Genomic DNA, 21,942 nt, shown 5'->3' with positions numbered 1-21,942 from the left:
CAAGTTCTTAGAACTCCGCGCTTTTCGGGAAGCGGGGGAACGGAATAACGTCGCGGATGTTGGACATGCCGGTGACGAAAAGAATGAGACGCTCGAAGCCAAGGCCGAAGCCGGCGTGCGGCGCGGTGCCGTAGCGGCGGGTATCGAGGTACCACCACAGGTCTTCTTCGGGCACGTGCATTTCCCGCATCCGGGTGGTGAGCTTCTCAAGGTCTTCTTCGCGCTGCGAGCCACCGATGATTTCGCCAATGCCAGGAAAGAGGACGTCCATGGCGCGCACAGTGCGGCCGTCCTCGTCCAGCTTCATGTAAAACGCCTTGATTTCCTTGGGGTAGTTGGTCAGGATGACGGGCTTCTTGAAGTGCTTCTCCACCAAATACCGCTCGTGCTCCGACTGCAGATCGGTACCCCAGTCCACCGGAAACTCGAACTTCTGCTTGGCCGACTTCAGGATTTCAACGGCCTCAGTGTATGTAAGACGCTGGAACTCGTTGTCGACTACAAACCTCAGGCGGCTTAGCAGTTCCTTGTCATACTGGTCGTTGAGGAATTGTAGGTCGTCAGGGCAATGCTCGAGGGCGTAGCGGACCAGGCTGCGGAGGAAGTCCTCGGCCAGGTCCATGTTGTCGTGCAGGTCGTTGAAGGCCACTTCGGGCTCGATCATCCAGAACTCGGCCAGGTGACGGGCCGTGTTGGAATTTTCGGCGCGGAAAGTGGGCCCAAACGTGTAGATTTTCCCTAAGGCCATAGCGGCCAACTCGCCTTCGAGCTGACCCGACACGGTGAGATTGGTGGCTTTGCCGAAGAAATCCTGCTTGTAATCTACTTGGCCAGCTTCATCGAGTGGCGGATTCAACTCGGGCAGTATGGTCACGCGAAACATCTGGCCCGCGCCCTCGGCATCAGAACCGGTGATAATGGGCGTGTGAACGTAGAAGTAGCCGTGGTCGTTGAAGTACTTATGAATGGCAAACGCCATGGCGTGCCGGATGCGTAGCACCGCCCCAAACGTGTTGGTGCGCGGACGCAAGTGGGCAATTTCGCGCAACGCTTCCAAGGAAATACCTTTCTGGTCGCTGCCGCGCTTCTGCAAGGGGTATTCCTCCGGGTTGGCAGTACCAAGTACTTCAATTTCCGAAGCCTGTATTTCCACGGCTTGGCCTTTGCCTTGCGAGGCGACCAGCTTACCACGCACTGCCAGGCAAGAGCCGGTAGTGACTTCTTTCAGATTCTCCTCCGGAAATTTCTCGGCATCGGCCACCACTTGCAGGTTGTGGATGGTGGAGCCGTCGTTGAGGGCAATGAATTGCACGTATTTGTTGCCGCGGCGGGTGCGCACCCAGCCACGAACCAGCACTTCACGGTCCAGGTCGGTGCTGCGGAGCAGATCCTGCACACTGGTCTTTCGGAGGTCGGACATTGAAACGTTACTTCTCGGGGTTGATACTCGGTGTAGAACCGGTAAAGGTAGAACTTTTGGAAAGGCAGTGAAATCTTCCGGGTCAGTACGCCTCTCCAGCATCGCAAACCCAACAATCCAACCTTCTTCGGGCAAGAAGCAAGCAAAGCCTAATCGGCGCAACACACCCTACAAATTAGCTATGCCCTATTTATCCTTGCTTCCATCTTATTGGCAAGTTTTCAGACGAGCTATTTGTAGGTGGAAGCTGACTCCATCCCAACATTTTACCTGAAACGCAAGTACAGAAAGGCCTATATTTGACTTAACAGCGCCCGTTTTCATCTTAACAGGGCGCACGAGTTTTTAGAGTATGCAAAGACTGGACATGAAGCAGCTTCTCTCGCAGAAGCTGTCGCCTCAACAGATACAATTCATTAAACTGCTGCAAATCCCGACGGCGGAGCTGGAAGCTCGCATCAAGGAGGAGTTGGAGGCTAATCCGGCTTTGGAAGAAGGCGAAGACGAGGCCGACGACGCAGAAGATCAGGAACGTGAAGACGACGCGGACGATACTGAAGATTTCGACGACCCCGATGCCGAGTTTGACAACCCTGATAATACGCTGGAAGAAGACTTCGACAACGACACCCAAATCGAAGAACAACCCGAAATAGACTTATCGGCCAAGGACGAACCCTCGGAGCAGGGCGAGGCCAGCAACGACGACCTTGACCTAAGCGACTATCTTAATGACGACGAAATAGCCGGCTACAAAATGCAGGGCGACGGCCCGGGCGAAGACGAGGACGATCGGGAAATGCCGCTGGCCGACACCAGCGGCTCCCTCATCGACAGCCTGATCGACCAACTTGGCTTCGCCGACCTCGATGAAAAGCAAGAAGCCATCGGCCGCCAGCTGATCGGCTCTATCGACAACGACGGCTACATCCGCCGCGACTTGTCGGCCATTGCCAATGACTTGGCTTTCTCCCAAAACATTGAAGCCGCAGTACCAGAAATAGAGGCCGTGCTGCATCTGGTGCAAAGCTTCGACCCACCCGGTATTGGGGCGCGCGACTTACAAGAGTGCCTGCTGCTGCAGTTGGAGCGTCGCCCGCAGGACGAGGTGACGGAACACGCCGAGCGGATTCTGAACGAAACGTTCGATGAGTTTACCAAGAAACACTACCAGCGCATTCAGCAGCGGCTCGACTTGGAAGACGACGAGCTAAAGGAAGCTATTGCCCTCATTCTGAAGCTCAATCCCAAGCCCGGCGGTAGTGGTCCGGTAGGTGGCGGTAAGGTGCAGTACATCATTCCCGACTTCATTCTCACCAACGATAACGGTGTTTTCAACCTCACGCTTAACTCGCGCAACGCCCCCGACTTGCGCGTATCTCCGGCGTACACCGACATGTTCCGGGCCTACGACAAGGGCTCGAAGAAAGACAAGAAGCTGAAGGAAGCCGTAACCTTCGTGAAGCAGAAGCTGGACTCGGCCAAGTGGTTTATCGACGCCATCCGGCAGCGCCAAAACACGCTGTTGCGCACCATGGATGCCATTGTGCGGTACCAGCGCGAATTCTTTCAGGACGGCGACGAAAGCAAGCTGCGCCCGATGATCTTGAAAGATATTGCGCAGGAAATCAACATGGACATCAGCACCGTGAGCCGGGTAGCCAACTCGAAATCGGTGCAGACGGAGTTTGGCATTTACCCGCTCAAGTACTTCTTCTCGGAGGGCATTGCCACCGATTCGGGCGAGGATGCCTCGAGCCGGGAGGTGAAGCACATTCTCAAGGAAATCATTGAGGGCGAGAAGAAAGACCGGCCCCTCTCCGACGATAAGCTGGAAAAAATGCTCAACGCCCGTGGCTACAACATTGCCCGCCGCACCGTAGCCAAGTACCGGGAGCAGCTCAACATTCCGGTAGCCCGACTGCGTAAGGAATTGTAGAAATTCTACTATATGCGGAAGCAGCTCCCTTTTGCTCTGCTATCCAGACAACAAAAAGGCCCGAAGCAATGCGCTTCGGGCCTTTTATTTTGGGTGCTAATCAAAGCAGCTTACTGCTTGATTACGCGGCGGGTAGCTGTTTGTCCGTTGCCTTTCACTTGCAGAATGTAAGCACCAGCCGCTAGAGTAGCAGGTGGCTGCACCTCAAGCTGTTGTGCGGCGGTCCGAGCGGTAGTACGGTGCACAACCCGGCCCTGCATATCGGTGAGCGTAAGCACGGTACCAGCCGCAGCGGGGCGGTCTAGTTCCACGTTCAGTTTCTCGCGGAAGGGGTTAGGGTAAGCGTTACGCACGAAGCCGTTGGCGGCTACGGCAGCACCGCGGGTAGCCAACACCCGCAGGGCATCGGTGGTATACAGGCCGCGGCCGTGCGTGGCGGCAGCAACTTGTTTGTCGACGGTCCGCATGCGTAGCATATCTACGCGCACATTGGCGAGGCCCGTATTGGCGGGTTGCCAGTTGACGGTAGCGGCGCTGAGGTTGTCGGTTACCCATACGCCGAGTTCGGTAGCAAGCATAATACGAGTGCCATCGGTAGGGTCAAACAGGGCCCATCGAATAGGCATATCGGGCAGGTTGCCTTCCACGTTGCGCCATGCCGTGCCGCCATTGGTGGTTTCCCACACACTCGTCACGCCGTAGTTGGAATAGGTAACCACTAGGTGCTGCTCGTTGGTGCGGTCGATGGCCACGCAGGAAACCGAGCCTGTCATTGGAGCCTTGATTTCGGTAACGACCGGTGCGCGTGGCGCTAAGTTTAACGTTGAATCGACGCGTAGCACCCGACCCGAGTTGGTACCCACGTACACTCGGTTGAGGACACTCGGCGACACCGTTACGTGCGTAACCGTGCCCGCGCCAGGCAGTGGCACGGCCGTAGCCGTAGTAGCCGCCGTGGTGGTGGCATCGAGCCAACGGAACATCTGGTTGTTACCGTAGCCGCCATACATGGCGTTGGAGCGGCTGTCATAGTCGGTAGGGTTGATGAACGAGCCGAGCGTAGTACTGATGTTGGTAGTGGCAAAGCTAGTCCCGCCGTTGATGGAGCGACGATACTGTGCGTAGATGTAGCTCGTGAACTGATACTGCGGCTCGTTTTCGTCGATAAAGCAGAAGGCACCATCGCCGCCAGTGGCGGTGGTGGTGCGCACCACACCGGCGCCGTTGAAGAGTTGAGTGCCGTTGTCTTGCGCGCCCGCCAGGAAATAGTTTACGTTGGTGGGGTGAACCGCACAGGCGTAAAACTGCGTGATGTTGAGACCACCCACACGCGTACTAAAAATTGGAGTAGCCGGACTTTCCACCGAAGCGTTCTGTGTTATAGACACGCCCCCGTCGTTGCCGAAATAGCAAATGTCGGGAGTGGCGAAGGCAATAGCGTGGTGGTCGGCGTGCAGGTACCCCGCCGAAGTGACAGCCGCCGTCCAGTTCGACACCTTCGTCCAAATAACCGGGTCATCAGCGGCCGTAGTAGAGCGAAACACATCCAACCCTCCCACATAAATCAGGTCGGGATTAGTGGGCGACACGCCCGCTAGTAGGTCGTACCAAGCTTGAGCGCTGGCCAATGCCGTGGCGTTGCCACCTGGCATTGTCATGGTTACCCAGGTGTCGCCCCAATCGTCAGAGCGATACAGGTTCAGCAGTCCGCCGGTGCTGGTACTCTCCATAATGGCGTATACGCGGCGGGCCCGGCTAGGGGCGCAGGCCAGTTCAATACGTTCGTAGCCAGTGGTAGGTAGGCCAGAGTCGGTTAGCGTATTGAGTTTGGTCCAGGAGTTGGCATCACCAGTAGGAGAGCGGTAGATACCATCGGTTTGCCCGATGCCAGCAGTGGCAAACAACTTCCCATCGGCCGCAATTTCGATGTCGGCAATGCGGTCAACTACGGCTCCTAGCCCTGCGCCTAATACTTTGATCCAGGTTGCGCCGCCATTAGTGCTGCGGAACAAGCCGGCGCGGGTGCCTGCATATACGTCGCCGGTGGTTGGGTGTACCACTAGCTTTTGCACGTACTGGAAATTAACTCCAACAGTGCTAGCTAGTTGCTCCCAGGTTTGGCCGTGGTTGCTGCTCTTCCAGATGCCTTCGCCCCGAATGGCGTCGGCATTCAGATATCCTTCACCCGTGCCGAAGTACATGGTGTTGGCATTACGCGGGTCGGCGGCCAGCGTCGTAATAGCCAGGTTAGAGAAAAAGTTGTCTACACTCTGCCAAGTGGCATTTGCGTTCAACCCATTGGTGGTTTTCCAGAGGCCGCCGCCCACCGAGCCGCACCAAACGGTGTTACCACTCGGGTCGGCGGCATCTACGAGAAGGGCGCGCGTACGGCCGCCGATGTTAGCTGGCCCACGTTCCGCCCATTGCGTTAGGGTGAGGCTGCCCGATGCAGGCCGCTGGTTCGCACGCTCGGCCAGCAACCGCTGCGCATATTCCTGAGCAACCGCCAACCGCTCGCGCGGCACGGTACCCGTAGCCGGGTCCATGGTGCGTGCCACCTCTTGCTCAATCGCCAAATCTGGCCGGTCCTCTCTATCTCTTTCTTCCTCCTCCTCTTCTTCTGCAGACCGTTCTTGGCGCATCTCTTGCAGCGCGCTCGTGCTGCTAGGGTGTTGCTGCCACCACCACGCCCCACCCGCTAGCGTGCAAGTCGTGGTTAGTCCAAGTAAAAGTTTTCGCCCTCGGGGCCCGAGTATCGTACGCATCATATCATAGGGTAAAGTGAAAATTTGCTGTATCATCCACAAGGCGTATGCCGTATGCACGAGGTTGCTAAAGATAAGATAAGTAGCCGCAAAAGTCAGCTAAGTTGTTAGCTTTGATTTTGGTCTTGGTCTTACTAAGGTTCTATTGATTCCTTGAACCGCTCTATTGCTCTTTTTTTTTCCGCAGCGTGTCACCCGCTGTTGCTCCCTAGCTACCTATTCTACCTGGTATGCTACCAGCTCCCAGGCATAGTTCAATATCCCGTACAGCCTAATCGCTTGCAGCTAACTGGTTTGGTGGCACTCTTCACGTTCGTGCTACCGTCGGTAGGCACCGCCGTGCTGCTATGGACAGGCGTGATTAGAGGCAGCATAGAATTGCGGGAGCGACAGCAGCGCCCGTTGCCTCTCCTACTGGCAACGCTGTGCTTTGGAGCCGCTAATGTGCTGTTAACTAGCGGCCCCAATGCAATTGATGCTTTGCTAGGACACATGCTCGTGGGTATGACTTTGGCCGTTGGGCTTACGCTAGCCGTGTCGCTGCGCTGGAAAATAAGTGCCCACGGTGTAGGTGTTGGTGGCGCAGTCGGCTTGCTAGCTGTACTCTACGTACGCGATGCTTCCAATATGTCTACGCTGGGGTGGCTGCTGCTTAGCATTCTGCTGGCAGGCGCAGTGCTTAGCGCCCGGCTAGCACTGAATGCCCATACGCCAGCCCAGGTATGGGCCGGCTTTGCATTAGGAGCAGGGTTGGTGTTAGGACTTAGTATAGGCCTGACGGTGGCTTAAGCAAACACTTTCCCACCCTCATAACCTCCTGGAGCAGTAGGTCCGGAGCATTGAGTGAACCTCATCGGCAAAAGTCAGATTTGCTGGTGTAGCTTGCTCATTGCCTCGCGCAGCAACTCCTGCACTTGGTTTTGCTCGTAATCAGATTCCTTTTGGATATAAGGCATCAAACCACTCATAATCTGCTCCTGCCGTCGGCCATTTGCTAAAGCCTCAGCATAAGGAGTGTGCGAAAAAGTAACTTGTGAGTACAGTGGGAGCCACTGGCCGGGGTACTGGGCCGATATTTTGCTTTCGATCTTCTTTTGCAACAGAAACCGGGGGTCAGCTACCCGGTCGCGCATTTCTTCGAAATTATAAATAGCCAGGTCGGCCATAGCGTCGGCGTCGGGTTTGCGCTGGGTTTGAAACAACTGAAAAACAGCGTGCCAATCAGAGCCATACTGAGTTAAGAGCGAATTAAGCACCGAGCAATCTTCAAACCCTGCGTTCATTCCTTGCCCATAAAACGGTACAATAGCATGCGACGCGTCGCCAATCAATAGCACCTCATCGTTGAAAGCCCACGGAAAGCAGCGCACGGTTACGAGCGAACCAGTAGGATTGCTAAAGAAATCGGTGCCGAGTTCGGGCATAAATGGCACAGCATCAGGAAATACTTCTTCAAAGAAAGCCTGCACCTGCGCCGGGGTTTGCAGCGCGGCAAAAGAATGTGGGCCTTCGTAGGGGAAGAACAGCGTGCACGTAAACGACCCGTCCAGGTTGGGCAAAGCAATCATCATGTATTGTCCGCGGGGCCAGATGTGCAAGGCGTGCTTTTCAAATTGCCACGTACCGTTCGGGCCAGGGGCAATATGAAGTTCCTTGTATCCGTATTCGAGGTAGCTCTGGGAATAATTGTAACGGTCGGTTTTCTGCATGGCTCCCCGCACAGCCGAATATGCCCCATCGGTACCAAACAAGCGCCGAAATGGCCTTACTTGTTCTTGTGCCGTAGTTACGTCGCGCAACTGAATAGTATGGTGGCGTAAGTCTACGTTTAGGCATTGCTGGTTGAAGTGCAATTTAATGCCCGGTTCGGCCTCTACTAAGTCCAGCAACTTGCGGTTGAGCCCCGCCCGCGACACCGAATAGATAGCCTGGTTTTCCTGTCCGTACGGCTGGTGCGTGAGTTGGCCATGTTGGTCGTGCATCGTCCGGCCGTACATCGGAATACCAACCTGACGAACCTCGTCGCCGATACCTACTCCGTCCAAAGCCCGCCATCCTCGGTCAGAAAGAGCTAGGTTGATAGAGCGGCCTTCAAGGCCGCTAGCCAACCGTGGGTCGGCGCGGCGCTCAAACATGTCTACCGAATGGCCGTGCCTAGCTAAGTATAAGGCCAACAGCGAACCAACTAATCCCGCGCCCATAAGCGTCAAGGGTTCGGTAGCACCTTCAGCAGGTATAATGGCAGATGTTGCAGCGTCAGACATAGAGAAGACCTATACGGTAAGAGCGGCGAAGCTAGTTGTTCAACATCAAATTTGACTTGCCGAGCCTCAGGCAGTTCAACGGATAAACTCTGTAGTTCACCTTGTTTTCGTCCTAGGTTCATCGGAAACCCTATATCGGTGCGGATACGCCGCTTAGATTTGAATTATAAAACGAAGCGGTTGAACAAAATCTCAAGTTTTAGCACTCGTTTCTTCGTTAAGCTCAACAATCAAGCGTCCTACTATTATGTCCTTGCTTCGTTGTGGCTGATTCCTCTTCTCCACGCCAACCAGTTGCTATCATGCCAATCATCGTATTCGATCCTCAAGACTGCAACTCTGCGGCCTCGCCTGCTCTTGATTTAAGTGAGTTCGATCCAAAGGAAGTTTTCCGTATCGGTGAGTTCCTGATTGGCAACGGTGAGTTTTCCAACCTGGGTGGTCACCCCGAAATCCGGTATTAATACTCGTGTAAAGCCTTTCTAATCTATTCGTTACGTTAGGCCTTGCAGCTTGGTGGCAAGAGCAAATAGATGTAGTCTCTTTTGTTCATCTACTATAGCACTTTCGGCCATGCAGCTTCACTTGGTGTCTATCTTCTCTATAGTAATGCCACAGACTGAATTGTAGATTCCACCTAAACAAAATGCATCCGCTAACAAGGTAAGCTAGTTTCATACACCAAATGACGCCCCATCCTGGGTGACCTATTAATTAACCGCCTCCGGGCGTTTTTTATTGGTCAATTAATGCCTAATCTTTTCCGCAGCTTGAGCTGGCACTCATAATATTATAAAATATATTCAATCATGACATAAACTGTATTTATTAAACTTTATAGTGTTCAACTCTCTTGTTTTTAAGTTATAACCGCCCTACTTTTATAGGATAATCACAACCTATCTTTTACTAATTCTCACCTTTGCATATTTATTTTAATGGCTAAATTCTATCATATAGCAGCTTTTCAGGCATTTACTGCCTTTGCTGCTACCAGTGTTCAAGCGCAAGAGGCAGTTACCATTAGCGGCACCGTACAAAATGAGGCCGGAGAATCAATGCCAGGCGCAACAGTATTTATCAAAGGAACGTTTATTGGAAGCAGCACCAACAACGAAGGTAAATTCATACTCAGGGCAGATTTTTCACAACTGCCTGTAGTACTGACCGTATCCTTTGTGGGCTATGAAAGCCGAGAAGTATCATTGTCACAGCCCGACAACGCAGTACAGGTGAAGTTGAAGCAGAACGCAACTCTTACCAACGAAGTAATTGCCTCAGCCTCCCGGGTAGAAGAAGGCATTCTGCAAGCACCCGTTACAGTTGAAAAACTGAACACTCAGCAAGTGGAGCGTATTCCGACAGCTGACCTGCAAGTGGGCCTCAACCAGTACAAAGGCATCGATGTAAACAGCAGCAGCTTGCTGATGAATTCGTTGAGTACGCGCGGTTTCAACTCGGCTAAGTCGGAGCGCCTGATTCAGCTGACTGACTATTTCGATACGCAGTCGCCGAGCTTGAACGTAAACACGGGCAACCTAACGGGCTTGCCGGAATTAGATGTAGAAAGCATCGAGATAATTCACGGGCCCGCTTCGGCACTTTATGGTGCCAACGCGTTCAACGGTGTATTGCTGCTTAACTCGAAAGACCCCTTTGTTACAGAAGGATTAACCGTACGGGTTCGCGGCGGTCAGCGTAGCTACCTTGATGGACAAGTGCGCTACGCCAAAAAGATAAACGAGAAGCTCGCCTTTAAAGTAGTAGGAGCTTATTTGACTGCTAACGATTGGGTCGCTAATAATTATTCAGCTTCTAGTCTCTTTGTTGAACCCAACAATAACGCAGAGGGCTCTCCGCTTGGCTACGACGCGGTAAATCGGTACGGGGACGTAAAAAACACCTTTGCGCCGAATCAGAATCGCGCTGCTACTCCTACGTCTCCGTCCTATACCGTTAACCCAGAGCTGTACGGCAAATCGGTATTTATGCCAGGCTTTGATGAGAAAACGTTGATCGGCAACGACGATCAAGCTAAATCACTAAAAATCCATCCTTCACTTTCTTACCTGCTCAAGAGCAGCGTGAAGATGACCGTAGGGGTGAACTACAACCGCAGCACTGCCAGTTACCAAGGTAGCAGCCGCTACCGTTTCCGCGATTTTGGCACCAACCAATTCCATGGTGAAATCAAAGGTGCCCGCTGGTTTTTGCGCGGCCAGTCGGTACAAGACTTCGGAGCGAAATCATACGATTTGAGCTTCTTGGGTTCGTTCCTCCAAACATCTCCCGTAGCTGATGGTGTGACTACACGCAGCGTTGACCGCTATTTCGGCACTTACAACGGCGCTTACACCGCAGCACGCAATGCCGGTGCCAGCATGGAGCAAGCACAAACTACGGCGCAAAGCAGAGCTAACGATACGCAGCTCAATCCCAACAGTGAGCGTTTCCAGCAGCTTCGTACCCAGATCATCAACGACGCTACTCCGGGGCGGGGTGCCCGGCTCAGCCCTAGCTCTTTGCTGAACGAAGGCAACGCCCAGTATAACCTGCCGTTGGCTGAGAATACCGATTTAATTGTGGGCGGTGCTTATCGTAAATTTCGCTTAGGCTCGAATGGCAACCTTTACTCTGATGATGCGGAGCGTATCCAGAACCATGAATTAGGTGGCTATGCCCAGCTAACGCAGAAGTTGCTCAACGAGCGCCTCAAACTTGCAGTAGCGGGCCGTATCGACAACTTCAAGAACTTCAACGCAGCCTTCTCGCCACGGGCCTCAGCAGTATATTCGGCAGGGACCAACAAGCAACACAACTTCCGTGCATCCTATGGTCGCGCCTTCCGCTCACCCGCCCAGCTAGACCAGTACATCCGTCTCGATGTAGGTCAGGTGTTACTGCTTGGTAACGTGGAAAAGGGGTTCCAGGGCTACCGCACCACCGTGGCTACGGCAGCTACTATTGGTGGGGCCCAAAGCAACCCAGCTGTTCTTACTCCATTCGAGTATTCTGCCGCAGCCTTGAAGCTGGAACGCCTGAGTACTTACGAGGTGGGCTACAAAGGTACGTTGAGCGAGAAACTAGCTTTGGACGTGGATTACTTCCGCTCTTACTACAACGACTTTATTGGCGCCCAGCGCTTTATCGGCAACCGTGACGGTAGCCGCCCAACGGCGCAGCAGTTGTTAGCGGGTAGCTCATCCAGCTTCACGTCGGGCGATACGCGCGTATTACAGGTTTGGACCAATGCCCGTCAGGAAGTGCGCACGCAAGGTGCGGCCGTGAGCTTAAGCTACAACGTGGCACAAGCCCTTACACTCACCGGCAATTACTCTCTCAACCTATTAGACAAGAGCAACCTGCCTGACAACTTCCAAACCTTCTTTAACACACCCAAGCACAAGTATAATATCGGTGCCAACGGCCTAGTAGCGCGGCATTTAAATTACGCCGTTAATTACCGCTGGGCCCAGGGACACCTCTACGAGCTTCCGTTTGCGGTAGGCGAACTGAAGGATTATAGTTCAGTTGATGCCTATGTGGGGTATTCAGTACCTAAGCTGTTTACTACATTTCAGGTAGGTGGCTCTAATCTGCTCAACAAGACCAACACCCAGGTATACGGCGGCCCCAACATCGGCCGACTGGTATTTGCGGGTGCGTTAATAAATCTCAAATAAAGCTATAGAAGAACACTGAAAGGAAGGCTTGCGCAAATTGCGCAGGCCTTTTTCATTTAACTCTCTGTAACCTTCTGCAAACAATGATGCCCTCTGCTCAAGCTTTAAGAGCCGCCTACTGCTAACCCGTCAATTATTAATCGGAACGTTAGGTTAAGACGTGGAGCAGAGGAGCGAGCAGTTTTTGGAACGGCGTGTAGCCAGTATTGCTGCGTGGGAGCGCGCATGAGCAGTAAGCTCCCACCTGACAAATCCAATGAAATGGGCGCGTGGAGCACCTGGCTAGGATTGCGCGGCCGCAGCCGAAACCGGCGGGTTGCTCCTAAACTTAGTGAGGCAATGATAGGAGCAGGCCCTAGCGCGGGCTCATCGTCGGCGTGCCATCCCATGCTATCCTGCCCCGTTCGGTAGAGATTGAGCAAGACGCTGTTGAAGTGGGCATTAGTGGCATCTTGCACTTGCTGCCGGAGCTGCTGCAAAGCGGGCGTCCAGGGCTGTGGTTCCAGTGCTAGGCCAGAGTAAGAGTAACGTGCAGTCGGGTCGCCGTGCCAGGCAGTGAGGCGGGGCTGCATTACTTCCTTCCCAAAAAGCTTGATCGGCTCGTGTCGCCAGGCAATGATATCCGATAGTTCTTTGAACAAATCAGCCGCGACATTAGGAGCAAGGAAATGCGGATCGAGCAGCACCTCAGCGTGCGGCAGGGGAATCAGCGTAAGAGACACAGAATTCTCGTTTGTTAGCAGCCAAAGCCCAAATACCTAGTAATCATTTTGTTGCTGAAGTTACGGCAGCCGATGCCAACAAATACATACCCCCTATGATGACAATACAAATGAACATAGCTGGCAGCCAGTGCCGGCTTACATAAGAGCGTGAACCTACGTAGCGAGGCCAGAAATAAAGTAGATAAGCGAATATGGCAACTAGTTGCACTATCACGCTGGAAATGACCTGGGTATTATAGGGGACTTTTGCCGTTTGGATTGCGTAATAACATCCCAGCATCAAGGCGATAAACAATATCACGCGCAGTGCTTTTCCTATCTCTTTCAGCTTGAACATGTTGATGACCAGCAGGATGCCACCAACCAAGAAAGAAAAGAGCATTGAAAACAACACAATAGTACCGGGCGAGTACAAAGCTGGCGCGTCTTCCTCGGTGGGCACTGACTCAACTGAATCAACGGGAGCTGGCTTGACCACACTTGCCGCAGCGCTCTTCTGGCGCTGTAACTCAACTACGGGTTGCAGCTCGGCGCGAAGCGCGGCGGCATTAGCAGGGTGCTCACCACGCCGCTCTAATTCGTCGAGAGCTGCCAAAACTGCTTCCTCACGGTACTCAATGCGGTTTTGCACGTAAAGCAACAACTCGGAAAGAGGTTTGCGGGACATTTTCTCCGCGTATTCATCAGCCATGACAGTATGCTTCAATAGAAAAACGACAGGAGTTACGTAATACAACGTAAAACACCACCGCTTGACGAATGATGCCCGAAATGTTGTACAACGCCGATTATAGTCTACTTCTGTAGCAATTGCCTTTACACTTAACAGTGTATCCAACGACAATTTACTGCAGCAAGCCCGCGCAAAAACACTGCCCGCGCTTAAAGCTGCGGTTGCGTTGCCGCCCATTCTGCCAGCACGGCACCTACGCGCTGCACATCCTGAAACGAATTGTAGAGCGGCACGGGAGCCAGCCGAATTACGTTGGGTTCGCGCCAGTCGCCGATGATGCCAGCGGCCATCAAGTGGTCGAATAAGTCGCGACCGTTGCGGTGAACCAGCAAGGAGAGTTGACATCCCCGCTCACCCGGATTGGTGGGCGTGATAATTTCGAGTTGGGTTTCGGGCAATGCAAGGCGCCTGATGAGGAACTCCAGATAACTGGTGAGCAACTCGCTTTTGCTGCGTAGGGCCGTCATCCCACCCGCGGCTTCGTGCACCGCTAGGGCGGCCTCGTGTACGGCCATCGTGAGAATAGAGCTGTTGGAAAGCTGCCAGCCCGCTGCCCCCTGCATGGGCCGGAAACCTTTGCGCATCTTGAACCGCTCCTCTTCGTCGTGGCCCCACCACCCGGCTAGGCGCAGGAGTTCAGGCTGGTTGGCATATCGCTCGTGCACGAAAGCGCCGGCCACTCCCCCCGGACCCGAGTTCAGGTATTTGTATGTGCACCAGCAAGCAAAGTCCACGTCCCAATCGTGCAGTTGCAACGGGATGTTGCCTGCGGCGTGGGCCAGGTCGAACCCAACCTTCGCCCCTACAGCGTGCCCGGCCTGTGTAATGGCGGCCATGTCGTAGACTTGGCCGGTGTAGTAATTAAGGCCGCCCATGATGACCGTTGCCAAAGAACCACCCAACTCGTTGATTTTGGCTACGATGTCTTCGGTACGTAACGTGTGTTCACCAGGGCGCGGCGCCAGCTCGACAATGGTGCTGTCGGGGCTAAGGCCGTGCAGCTTCACCTGCGATTCTAGGGCGTACTGATCGGAAGGAAAGGCGCCACTTTCCATCAGCACTTTGTAGCGCGAGATGGTCGGCCGATAAAACGAAATCAGCAGCAGGTGCAGGTTAGTGGTCAGGTTGTTCATCACCACCACTTCTAGGGGTTTGGCACCCACTATATGGGCGGTGGCTTCCGTGAGCCGCGCGTGAAAATTCAGCCACGGCGTATCTCCGCGAAAATGACCTTCCACTGCCATTTGCTCCCAATTTGTGAACTGACGCTCAGCGGCGGCGCGGGCCGTGCGCGGCTGCAACCCCAGCGAGTTGCCGCACATATACACGCTTTCTTGTCCATCGGGCCCCGGTGGAATATAAAACTGGTGGCGAAATTCGCGCAGTGGATCCTGCGCATCAAGCTGAGCAGCGAAATCGGAAGTGGGTTCGAAAGAGGTCATCGGAGACAAAGGTACGCCGATAGGCTCCTATCGTCCCGCTAGAATTTCCATTAATTGTGAAGCCGGCAGCCCGAGCCAGTCCAGCGCGTTTTGCCCTAGCATCCGGGCCTTTACCTCGGTGGAACAAGGCATAGAATCAATCAACTTACCCGGCGTTAGCTCGCCCAGCGGAAATGGGTAATCGGTGCCAAGTACGATTTTGTCGGCACTGAGCGTCTTCATTAGGTACTCGAGCAGCAGTGGGTCGTGCACCAACGAATCAACCCAAAAGCGGCCCAGGTACTCCCGCGGATTCACGTTGTTGTCGACGGCGCACAGGTCAGGGCGCACTTTAAAGCCGTGCTCGATGCGGCCAATAGTGGAGGCAAATGTTCCGCCGCCGTGCGCCACGGCTACCCGCAAGCGGGGCAACCGCTCTAACACGCCCCCAAATACCAACGAGCAAAGCGCCAATGTACTCTCGGCCGGCATACCCACGAGCCAGGGCAGCCAGTACTTCGGCATTTTCTGCTGGGCCATCATGTCCCAGGGATGCACAAACACGCAAGCCCCCAACGCTTCCGCCGCCGCAAACACCTCGAATAGTTCTGGGGCATCCAGGTTCCAGTCGTTGACGTGGGAGCCAATCTGGATGCCGGCCAGCCCGATTTTCATGCACCGTTCCAGCTCCTGCACCGCTAAATCAGGCGCCTGCATCGGGAGGGTGCCAAGGCCAACGAAGCGCGCCGGGTAGCGCCGCACGACATCGGCAATGTGGTCATTGAGTAATTGGCTTAGGTCTAGGGTGTCCAAGGGCTTGGCCCAGTAGCTGAACATAACGGGCACTGTGCTTAGCACCTGTACCTGCACACCAAACTGGTCGTATTCGCGCAGACGCACCGCAGGGTCCCAGCAGTTGTCCTGGATTTCGCGAAAGAACTTGTCGTCCTGTATCATGCGGGCACAACAAGGCTTGTGGTGCTCGAGCCGGATAAAGCCACCATAGCCATACCGCTCGCGCAAATCAGGCCACTGCTTGGGCAGAATATGGGTGTGAATGTCGACGACAAGTGACTTAGCAAGCAACGCGGAAGGCGGGGCGACCAAGGGAAGTGGTGAAAGCATGGCTGCCGCGACTACACGTAAGAAGAAAGCCTGAAAATCACTCGGCGGGCACTGCTACCGGCGCAGGAGGGGCCATTACGGTGCCGCACATCTGGCACGTGCGCTTGTGTTCGTCTTGCCAGAAGCGGTTCATGATGGGGGGCAACTGGCTTACGATATCCGTGATTTCGGCATATTCCTCGTAGAGCTTGTTGCCGCAGTTCTCGCAGTACCACTGAAAACCATCTAGCTCGCCGGCAGTACGATAGCGCTCCAAAACCAGGCCTATCGTACCTGCCGGCCGACGTGGCGAGTGCGGTACCCGCGGCGGTAGCAAGAACATTTCCCCGGCCTTGATTTCAATATCTATGGGTTTGCCGTCCTCTATGATCTTCACCACAATGTCACCCTCGATCTGCATGAACAATTCCTCACCTTCATCGAAGTGGTAGTCTTTGCGGGCGTTGGGGCCGCCCACTACCATCACAATGAAATCTTGATTGTCTTTGTATACCTGCTGATTGCCAACGGGCGGCTTAAGTAGGTGGCGGTGTTCATCGATCCATTTTTCAAGGTTGAAAGGCCGGGCAACAGGCATAACACAGGCTGATTAAGTACAAAAGAGTTGCCGTAGCACCGCGCCAGGCAACAAGACCGAACTTACGCAAAAGCAGGCGCCTGGCATACGTTCATTGGTAACTAGTTCAGCTTACTGCAAGCACCTGAGTTTTGTTGACAACAACATCTGGTGTTGCAGCCAACCAGTAGCTTCGTGAGTAGTCTGCACAGATTAGAAAAGGCCTAAGAAAACGTCTTACTAGCTAATTTGCACCAAAATACGCACAGGTTTATGGAGTGATCTTAACTCACTTATGCACCGCGGACGGTATTTTGCCTAGTTTTGGCTTCGTACCCAGCTGTTGTTCCCATGCAATACGACTTCTCTTCTCAACGTGCGTTAGTGGGCGGTAGCACGCAAGGCATAGGACGCGCCGTGGCCGAAGAACTGGCGCAACAAGGAGCCACCATTACGCTGTTAGCACGTGACGAGGCGCGCTTGCGCGGAGTAGCCGCCGCGCTGCCAACTCCAGCAGGCCAAGTCCACGATTACCTAGTAGCCGATTTTTCGCAGCCTGCTTTGCTGGCCCAGCGGCTATCCGCCTACTTGGCCATGCACGCAGTAAGCTTTGATATTCTGATCAATAATACGGGTGGCCCCGCGGGTGGGCCTATTCTGGAAGCTTCGGTTGATGCCTTCCGAGAGGCTTTCGAGCAGCATTTGGTTTGCAACCATCTGCTAGCTCAGGCCCTGGTACCAGCCATGCGCGAACGAGGCTACGGACGCATTATCAACATAATTAGCACTTCCGTGAAGCAGCCTCTACCGGGACTCGGCGTGTCGAACACGATTCGCGGGGCCGTGGCTAATTGGGCCAAAACGCTGGCTACCGAACTAGGCCCCTATGGTATTACGGTGAACAATGTATTGCCAGGTGCCACCGTCACGCAACGCCACACCTCCCTAATCGAAAAGAAAGTAGCTTCAACCGGCCAGTCGGTGGCCGAAGTAGAGGCCGGGATGCTGCAACTGATTCCGGCCAAGCGTTTCGCCCAAGCACAGGAAGTAGCTACCGCCGTGGTATTTCTGGCTTCGAAGGCCGCTGCCTATATCACGGGCATTAATGTCCCTGTAGATGGGGGACGCACGGGGAATCTGTGAGTGAACCGGCCATTCATTCATTCGGATGTGCGCTTGGGAGAGATTAACAAGAAGGCTTCATCTCCTGCCGTTAACTAGCCTAAGAAAAGATTCTACTTTTGCTGACTTTTCTTCTATCTCATCTATTTCATGGTTCCTTTCGACAAGCTATCCATCGTCATTCCGGTTTATAACGAGGGGCGTACCATCTACCAAATTTTAGATTTGCTACGTGAACTGAAGTTGGTTAACAACATTCAAAAAGAAATTATTCTAGTAAATGACTGCTCCACCGACAATTCGGCGGAAGCCATTCAGTTGTACGCTGCACGTTATCCTGAAATGGGTTTGCGGCTGCTGCAGCACACAGTAAATCAAGGCAAGGGAGCAGCATTGCATACCGGCATCCGCGAGGCTACCGGTGATTACGTCATCATTCAGGATGCTGACCTAGAATATGACCCGGAAGAGTATAATCTGCTGTTGAGACCTATTCTGAAGGGTTTTGCCGATGTAGTGTTTGGGTCCCGGTTCATGGGTGGCAACCCGCACCGCATCCTTTTCTTCTGGCACAGCATCGGCAACGCGGTACTTACTTTCCTTTCCAATATGTTCACTGATTTGAACTTGACGGATATGGAAACCTGCTACAAGCTTTTCCGTCGCGATATTATTCAGGGTTTGAAATTAGAGGAAAAGCGGTTTGGCTTCGAGCCTGAAGTTACTGCTAAAGTATCTCGGGTCCCGGATGTACGCATCTACGAAGTCGGTATTAGCTACTATGGCCGAACCTATGCCGAGGGCAAAAAAATTGGCTGGCGCGACGGATTCAGAGCTATATACTGCATTCTAAAATATGGGCTTGGAGGTTAGTCTAAACTACTTATGGTGCCCGTAGCACAGACTGTATAGCCTCATTCTTCTTGCAACAAGCTTTTTCCTGTTATTGAAGCGGTTATCTATAATTATAATATAAGAAGGAGCACAACTTGTGTGGGCTATGTTCCTTCTTGTTGTATAAGCAACCTACTTTATCACACCTATCTGTACTGTAAGATGGGCAGGTACTATCTCAGCGATTAGCTGTAGCGGAGGAAGTAGGTGTGAGCAATTCGGCACGTAAATCATCTACAAGGGCTAGAGAGCCGTTTTTACCAAATCCGAAAATACGCAACTCATCGTTAGGTTGAACATCGGCGGGCAATGGTAAATCGAAATGCACCTCGCTCCAGGCTTTATTTATAGAATTGGGGGTAACAAGTCGAACGGCTTTCTTCTCCACCAATTTACCGTCGCGCACTATCACCATCATTAATTGATCTTCCCACGCCCCGAAGTCCGAGTATACCTGGCAGGACGCGCGTATCCATTGGCCAGGTCCAAGTTGGGCATTGCCTACCCTCACAACCAGTGCCGGAGTGCGCAGGCGTCCTCCCCCGATGCTGCCGGATTGTCGGCTTTCACAGCCCCGCACGTTGGTAATGCCGGTGGCATCAGAAGCAGGCAGGTTTTCAAAATCAAGCAGCCCCACTGTACGGCGCGTGAAGTTACGCGTGACTTGCCGGATGCTGGTATCTACATCGAGCAGTGCAAAGTCATCTTGGCTGATTGTTGTTTTGTTGAAAATAGCCCAGTAGTAACGGCGCGTCATGTTTTCGGGATGAATGATGCCGTACATGTATTGCCAATGCTGAAACAAGTTCAAATCAACAAGTAGTATAAGCACTGGAACAAGTGCCCACAGCATAAGTTGCCGACGGCGAGGAGCAAAAGCCCACGTCAGCAACCCTGCCAGTGGCAAACTCAACACCGCGTAGGACTGCACTAATGCACGCTGCCCAATGCTGCCACCATACCACCACACGTCCCAGGCAGAAACCACCCATAAGTTCAACAGGAAGAAGGTTAAAACTGGTACTCCCATGCCCCTGTTATGTCGCCATAGCACAACCAGTCCTATCATGGGCAACACCATTAAAGGGGTATACGTCAACCAGCCTTTTCTGAAGCTGAATAACACGCTCAAGACGTGGGGCTTCAGGAAGTTAAAACCCTGATCCTGATAACTATAAACGACAAACGAACCGGAGGCCCATTTCCAGTATAGCAGTTGAGGCAGCACGCCCAGAAACAAAAAAACCACTAACAGTAGCACGTCGGGCCAGCGCCGAAACAGCAGTTGCAGCTTGGCACGAGCTGTGGCTACTGAGTTTATGCCCCACAACAATGGTATTACCACGGATACGGCTTCGGATGGGCGGGTAAGAATAAGCAAGCCCAAGGTGAAACCAATGGTGGCGGCCAACCAATGCCGAGGCCGCTCATGCCAGAGCACGGTAACCCAGAGCAGTATAGCATACAGCGTAAAGTCGTAGGTATGCGGCATGCCGGAATCGAATACAGCATATTGGAAGTAATTGCTGCCTAACACAATAAGCACAAGTGTAAGCGCAGTTACTACATCGGAAAAGTAACGGAGCAACACTCGCCGCAACACTGCTAAACCAAGTAGGCTGTACAGCAACCCACCAAAAGCCACAGCTACTTGATACGGTGCCGAAAAGCCGTCTTGCTGGTATTCCAACAAACCGGCAAACCAATGGCCGAGCCAGAAAAAAGGAGTATAGAGCACTGCCAAGCCCAGCGGGTATTTCATTACCATAGCGCCGTCGGGACCATTGGGAGCCGGAAAAGCTTGGTAAAAGCTGGTGCTAGGGGCGTACTCCCGCATAATATCGGGCACGAAGCGCAGGTACGATAAGTCCTCGTAGATGAAATGGGCAGGTAAGTAGAGGTAGTACCCCATGACATCCCAACTCAGCACAGACAGCACGTTATGTGTATCCCAGCGCGGAACCCAAAGCCGCGCCTGCACCATAAGCACAAACAGGAGTAGGACCGCCAGCAGAGAATAAGGACGCTGGAATGAGGGCCTTTGCATAGGCTAGTGAAGTAAGACCTTAAGTGCTCAGCGCTACACTCCTTTTTGGTTCGCGGAAGGCTACGGCTAAGACGAAGATTGAAATAAACAGCCCCAACGATGTCAGATACGCATAAGGAATCTGTAGAAAAGCGTAGAATGTAGCCAAGTAAAACTTCAAAGCAATCAATAGTAGCACGCGGTAGTCAACGCGTCGGCGCAGAACCCAATAGACGAGTCCGCTTATTGCTACTGCTCCCAACGAAACTACCACGTGTACCTTTTGCAATAGCCCGATGCGGTCAGCAATTTCCCCGTGGCCATATGTATAGAAGAAAGATGCAAAGCCCAGCCCAGAAAACAAATGCACTGGCCCCCCTTCTTTAGTTGCATCAGTACGGCTCCATTCCCCTAATGTAGCTACACGGTACTCGTTGAGCGCATGCGTAAAAATGGTCCAATCTTTTGATAGGAAAGGCACAACATACACCAGCATAATTCCTAAACCTGTTAATAAAGTCACTGCTACCGCATGCCGACGACCTGTTTCCCGCCATATTATCCACAAGAAAAGCGGCACCCAAAAAACAACCGAGTAGCGCGAAAGCAAGCATAACACCAAGGCGGCAGCCTGTAGCCAAGCAGAACGAATGAAAATAGAAGCTGTTAGCAGGCAGTAATAAGCGATGATAGTAAACTCAACGGTATGCGAGTACAAATAGCTGTCCGTTACAATCAGGCGGCGCAACACCAGCCAGGGCAGTCCAACCAGCAACACAAAGAATGGCCACCGTAGCGCTTGCCGGTTTAAAAAGACCAGATAAGCCCCAAATCCTATCGATAAAATAATACCTAATGCCCACCACCGATAATCGATGCCAAGTTTGTCGGCAGGCACGTACGGCAGCCACTGCAAAGGCAAATGGTTGGGAAAAAGCGGGTATGGCAGGTTAGTTATATAGCGGTATACCACCTCACCACTCCGAAACCTTCCCACATAGTTCTGTAAGATGGGAATAACATCAGATTGCGCAACATTGATAGGATTTGCCGCGATAACAGGCCGCTGTACCCAGATTACCGCAGCACCGCCCAGCAAAAGCGCCGCCCCAGATACGGCCCAGCGCCAACCAGAACAAGCAACAGACGTGCTCACCGGCTGATCAATCTGCGCCAATAAAGCAAATACACACAACAATACGGACGCAGAATAAAACCAAATAGGACTGTAATAGGGCCCGAAATGTCCTCGCCAGTTCGTAAAAAAGA

At 53.1% G+C, this 21,942-nt stretch carries 16 protein-coding genes; 6 read left to right on the top strand and 10 right to left on the bottom strand.

From position 1 onward, the window contains the following. Window positions 1-7: 7 nt before the first annotated feature. Complete coding sequence (asnS, locus tag VF639_RS06040) at window positions 8-1,420, bottom strand: asparagine--tRNA ligase (RefSeq protein ID WP_331144989.1); 1,413 nt, start codon at window positions 1,418-1,420, stop codon at window positions 8-10. 352 nt (window positions 1,421-1,772) lie between these two features. Between asnS and rpoN the strand changes: the two genes are divergently transcribed. Then, window positions 1,773-3,359, top strand: a complete 1,587-nt coding sequence (gene rpoN / locus VF639_RS06035; RefSeq protein WP_331144988.1) for an RNA polymerase factor sigma-54 — start codon at window positions 1,773-1,775, stop codon at window positions 3,357-3,359. 110 nt (window positions 3,360-3,469) lie between these two features. On the opposite strand, the gene VF639_RS06030 is transcribed toward rpoN, so the two are convergent. Beyond that, on the bottom strand, window positions 3,470-6,001 hold the full coding sequence (locus VF639_RS06030) for a T9SS type A sorting domain-containing protein (RefSeq protein WP_331144987.1): 2,532 nt from the start codon (window positions 5,999-6,001) through the stop codon (window positions 3,470-3,472). Window positions 6,002-6,418: 417 nt separating this feature from the next. Here VF639_RS06030 and VF639_RS06025 point away from each other — a divergent pair, with 417 nt between their 5' ends. Then, the gene (locus VF639_RS06025) at window positions 6,419-6,913 is read left to right on the top strand and encodes a hypothetical protein (RefSeq protein ID WP_331144986.1); all 495 of its coding nucleotides are present in this window, start codon (window positions 6,419-6,421) and stop codon (window positions 6,911-6,913) included. 74 nt (window positions 6,914-6,987) lie between these two features. Here the strand turns inward: VF639_RS06025 and VF639_RS06020 are convergent, their stop codons facing one another. After that, window positions 6,988-8,388, bottom strand: a complete 1,401-nt coding sequence (locus VF639_RS06020; protein ID WP_331144985.1) for an FAD-dependent oxidoreductase — start codon at window positions 8,386-8,388, stop codon at window positions 6,988-6,990. Between the two features lie 302 nt (window positions 8,389-8,690). Between VF639_RS06020 and VF639_RS06015 the strand changes: the two genes are divergently transcribed. Continuing rightward, complete coding sequence (locus tag VF639_RS06015; protein ID WP_331144984.1) at window positions 8,691-8,852, top strand: hypothetical protein; 162 nt, start codon at window positions 8,691-8,693, stop codon at window positions 8,850-8,852. Between the two features lie 474 nt (window positions 8,853-9,326). Then, window positions 9,327-12,071, top strand: coding sequence for a TonB-dependent receptor (locus VF639_RS06010; RefSeq protein ID WP_331144983.1), 2,745 nt, complete (start codon window positions 9,327-9,329; stop codon window positions 12,069-12,071). Window positions 12,072-12,175: 104 nt separating this feature from the next. Here the strand turns inward: VF639_RS06010 and VF639_RS06005 are convergent, their stop codons facing one another. The 5 genes from VF639_RS06005 to VF639_RS05985 form a co-directional block, all read right to left on the bottom strand. Continuing rightward, the gene (locus VF639_RS06005; protein WP_331144982.1) at window positions 12,176-12,793 is read right to left on the bottom strand and encodes an alpha-ketoglutarate-dependent dioxygenase AlkB family protein; all 618 of its coding nucleotides are present in this window, start codon (window positions 12,791-12,793) and stop codon (window positions 12,176-12,178) included. A gap of 43 nt (window positions 12,794-12,836) precedes the next feature. Next, window positions 12,837-13,487: a hypothetical protein gene (locus VF639_RS06000; protein WP_331144981.1), complete on the bottom strand. Its 651-nt coding sequence runs from the start codon at window positions 13,485-13,487 to the stop codon at window positions 12,837-12,839. Between the two features lie 191 nt (window positions 13,488-13,678). Continuing rightward, a complete protein-coding gene (gene kynU / locus VF639_RS05995) occupies window positions 13,679-14,971 on the bottom strand; it encodes a kynureninase (RefSeq protein ID WP_331144980.1) in 1,293 nt (430 codons plus the stop codon). 27 nt (window positions 14,972-14,998) lie between these two features. Continuing rightward, the gene (locus tag VF639_RS05990) at window positions 14,999-16,075 is read right to left on the bottom strand and encodes an amidohydrolase family protein (RefSeq protein ID WP_331144979.1); all 1,077 of its coding nucleotides are present in this window, start codon (window positions 16,073-16,075) and stop codon (window positions 14,999-15,001) included. 37 nt (window positions 16,076-16,112) lie between these two features. Beyond that, window positions 16,113-16,652: a 3-hydroxyanthranilate 3,4-dioxygenase gene (locus tag VF639_RS05985; protein WP_331144978.1), complete on the bottom strand. Its 540-nt coding sequence runs from the start codon at window positions 16,650-16,652 to the stop codon at window positions 16,113-16,115. Window positions 16,653-16,982: 330 nt separating this feature from the next. Here VF639_RS05985 and VF639_RS05980 point away from each other — a divergent pair, with 330 nt between their 5' ends. Together VF639_RS05980 and VF639_RS05975 are read left to right on the top strand one after the other, a co-directional pair. After that, window positions 16,983-17,774 carry an SDR family oxidoreductase gene (locus VF639_RS05980; RefSeq protein WP_331144977.1) on the top strand — a complete coding sequence of 264 codons (792 nt, stop codon included), beginning with the start codon at window positions 16,983-16,985 and terminating at the stop codon, window positions 17,772-17,774. Window positions 17,775-17,903: 129 nt separating this feature from the next. Continuing rightward, complete coding sequence (locus VF639_RS05975; protein ID WP_331144976.1) at window positions 17,904-18,626, top strand: glycosyltransferase family 2 protein; 723 nt, start codon at window positions 17,904-17,906, stop codon at window positions 18,624-18,626. 199 nt (window positions 18,627-18,825) lie between these two features. Here VF639_RS05975 and VF639_RS05970 read toward each other — a convergent pair whose 3' ends face one another. Continuing rightward, complete coding sequence (locus VF639_RS05970; RefSeq protein ID WP_331144975.1) at window positions 18,826-20,694, bottom strand: hypothetical protein; 1,869 nt, start codon at window positions 20,692-20,694, stop codon at window positions 18,826-18,828. Between the two features lie 19 nt (window positions 20,695-20,713). Next, window positions 20,714-21,850 carry a hypothetical protein gene (locus tag VF639_RS05965; protein WP_331144974.1) on the bottom strand — a complete coding sequence of 379 codons (1,137 nt, stop codon included), beginning with the start codon at window positions 21,848-21,850 and terminating at the stop codon, window positions 20,714-20,716. Between the last annotated feature and the right edge of the window lie 92 nt (window positions 21,851-21,942).

Source organism: Hymenobacter sp. (genome assembly GCF_036387835.1).
Classification (GTDB): domain Bacteria; phylum Bacteroidota; class Bacteroidia; order Cytophagales; family Hymenobacteraceae; genus Hymenobacter.
Note: the sequence above shows the minus strand (reverse complement) of the source record. Positions and strands in the feature narration are given on the sequence as shown.